Origin of the sequence: Solemya elarraichensis gill symbiont, from assembly GCF_002021095.1 — a bacterium.
Lineage (GTDB): Bacteria > Pseudomonadota > Gammaproteobacteria > Chromatiales > Chromatiaceae.
Genome location: NZ_MPRK01000245.1, coordinates 1 through 2,543, shown reverse-complemented (window position 1 = coordinate 2,543; position 2,543 = coordinate 1). Strand labels below are relative to the sequence as shown.

General features: G+C 49.3%; 5 protein-coding genes. All 5 read right to left on the bottom strand.

From position 1 onward, the window contains the following. Positions 1–85: 85 nt before the first annotated feature. Positions 86–295 (bottom strand): hypothetical protein, encoded by a 210-nt coding sequence (locus tag BOW51_RS09720; protein ID WP_078477545.1) that lies wholly within the window; start codon positions 293–295, stop codon positions 86–88. A 10-nt stretch (positions 296–305) separates the two neighbouring features. Next, positions 306–1,109, bottom strand: a complete 804-nt coding sequence (locus BOW51_RS09715; RefSeq protein ID WP_078477544.1) for a hypothetical protein — start codon at positions 1,107–1,109, stop codon at positions 306–308. Further along, on the bottom strand, positions 1,109–1,585 hold the full coding sequence (locus BOW51_RS09710) for a hypothetical protein (RefSeq protein WP_135568227.1): 477 nt from the start codon (positions 1,583–1,585) through the stop codon (positions 1,109–1,111). The genes BOW51_RS09715 and BOW51_RS09710 overlap by 1 nt, the downstream gene beginning before the upstream one ends. After that, complete coding sequence (locus BOW51_RS09705; protein ID WP_078477542.1) at positions 1,518–2,222, bottom strand: hypothetical protein; 705 nt, start codon at positions 2,220–2,222, stop codon at positions 1,518–1,520. The genes BOW51_RS09710 and BOW51_RS09705 overlap by 68 nt, the downstream gene beginning before the upstream one ends. After that, a partial coding sequence (locus tag BOW51_RS11450) for a hypothetical protein (RefSeq protein ID WP_217349030.1) occupies positions 2,219–2,543 on the bottom strand: 325 nt, incomplete at its 5' end. The genes BOW51_RS09705 and BOW51_RS11450, both read right to left, overlap by 4 nt.

Here is a 2,543-nt window from a genome sequence, read left to right as displayed (position 1 = left end):
GACGCCACTGTCGGATGCTCACTTTATTTTTCCTTTGACGCTGGCGCACGTCAGAAAAACAGTCTCGCCTAGTGGCTACCGGGGACTACGCGCCTTCGACTCTCTCTCCTTGGCGCGCAGCGAAAGAAGCAGCCTCAAGTGCTGAACCCGCTGGAGCGCCTCCCATTGCACCTGCAACCGGCCCTGCTATCGAACCACCCAAAAGACCCAGCATCGCGCCTTTGAAGGGATCGTCTTTGTTCATCATCGCACCAGCGCCAGCACCGAGAAGAGGAATTAATGCTGCTTTTGTCATGGTCTTTCTCCTAAGTCATGCCAAGTAAGCCGGGAACGCTTGAGAGCATCAAGCCTCCACCGAGGATGTTTGCATAAGGATTGGACGCGTAGGCGTTGGGTGCTGATGTGGTAGTCGAACCACCTCCTGCAACAGCCTGCCTCAGTGTATTGCCGAGAAGATCAAGCTGCTGGTAAGGCCACATCTGCTCAGCCTGCCAGTTCGCGTACTGCTCGTTGAGTTGCGACTGTTCGTAATCCCTCAACATGTCACCAACACCCATCATTTTGTCAGCGTCCATGTAATCAGCTTCCGCAAGCGTTGGAGCCATGCCCATAGCACTCATGCCACGGTTTTGTTGGTCATTCCATGCACCGTAACGGACGTTATTCGCCATCTCTCCCACGTTCTCCGTGAGATCGGACATTGAATTCAACCTGGCCTGTTGAAGACCGGAATTGCCAAAAGCCCCGCTTGCAACATCCTGAGAGGTAAAATAAGGGTTGGTTATGTCGTTGTAGGCTTGTGTCATATCCGCAGCGTTCTGCATGATAATGTCGTTGACATACGGGTTCATCTCACCATTCATCTGCGAAATACCATATTGCTGTGCAGCGTCCAGCATCGGACTACCGGCACTTGCCCTGCCCATCACAACGTCCATTGCCTGGTTATGTGCAGGATCAAAACCTGCAATCATCTCACCACCATAGGCCTCGTAAGGATTACCCGACAGTGCAGCACCCTGCTCCAGTAATTGCTCCTGGTACGGCTGCGCGAACTCAGGAAGTTTAGCTATAGTCGTCGTGGTTGTATTACCACCGCCGCCACCCATTAGACTGTCCTCTCATAAATTGTCATCACAGCCTTGAAACCGAGTTTCTCACCCACTTTGCCCCACCCCTTCCGACTGGTGTGGAAGGTGATTGTTTTCGCTTTCATACTCTCAGCCCATTGTGTTAATTGATTATTTACTTCATCGTGGTATTGCTGGTTTTGGTCGTCCGAGTACATGGCCCAGACATGAAGAACATTCCCACCAAACCCGACACTAGGAGTAATAAGCACAAAACCAACATAGGTGGCATCATCATAAAAAACATGCAGATTTGACTGCCCCGCTTTAATGGATGCGTAAATGTCTTCATTCAGCCAGCCTCCGCCATGTTTCTTGACCTTTTCTAGCCCAGGTTTGACCAACTCCCAATAGCCGTGAATTTCATTAGGCTCAACCCAAATAAACTCAAGACTCGAACATCTGCTTTTTTGTCCAGGGAAGCTCACCACTTGTGTTGTTGCGGTTTCGTTCATTTGTATTCAACCCATCGGATGGGTAATGTAAATCCACGAAGAGGATAAATACATCATCGGTTAAAGTGTCATTGGCATGAGTGCCTTCCCTGAACACCCTTGTCAGTACCAGTGCGTCAGTCTCAAACGACTCGCTCAATAGTGCATTGTCATCGGTTGTCTCAACGATATTGTGTTTATTGGCCGTACCATCAGACGCTTGCTCAAGGTAGATTGTCGTCGTTACCGGAAAAACCCCTTGTGAATATCCCTTTGCCATCGTGTATTCGATGCCGAACCTGACTGTCCCTGTATCTGTTCCATCGCTAACCCAGTGAACATGAGGGAAGAGTGTCGGGCCTTGTACCGTTCCGTCATCTCTCAGAAACGAGTATTGAATGTCATGTGGCATATGGAACGACAGCCAAACCTCTTCATCCTTGTTAGGCGCGAATTTATAGGCATAAATGCCATCAATCATTACAGCCCATGTTGGTGGGTCCGACCCACCGACCTTTGCAGTAGATATAGAGGCTTCCTTATCCTTCCAGCCAGCAGCAGGTGTCTGCGCCCTGAATAACTCTGTTAGACGTTGCCAGAGTCGCCTGATGTATTCGGGTGCTTCAAACGGCAATATAGGCAAGCGCGGGTCATTCACTCCCTACCTCCGGACTTCAGAAATAAGCTATAGCCGGCAACTACCGTTTCACCTGTGAATGTAAATCTGAGTTTATGCCACTTGCTCGATCTGAGAAAATCGAACTTCCCGTCAGACTGGGCAACAGTAAAGTCCTCGGTAAAACCATCCTCAGACTCGTCTTTGTAATAGTTAGTTAATGATGCAGAAGTAGGCCCATCGTTATAGCGTGGTCTAACCCTCTGAATTGTCGAATAATGATCATCGTTCCCGATAATGTGGGAATAAATAGTCATTGTGTCGCCAGTTCCAGTCAGCGTTTGAAGCTTGTGAGAATCGTTG

Bases quoted from the DNA above. Each gene is read 5' to 3' on its own strand.
- BOW51_RS09715 (WP_078477544.1), bottom strand. From the start codon at position 1,109: ATGGGTGGCGGCGGTGGTAATACAACCACGACGACTATAGCTAAACTT.
- BOW51_RS09710 (WP_135568227.1), bottom strand. From the start codon at position 1,585: ATGAACGAAACCGCAACAACACAAGTGGTGAGCTTCCCTGGACAAAAA.
- BOW51_RS09720 (WP_078477545.1), bottom strand. From the start codon at position 295: ATGACAAAAGCAGCATTAATTCCTCTTCTCGGTGCTGGCGCTGGTGCG.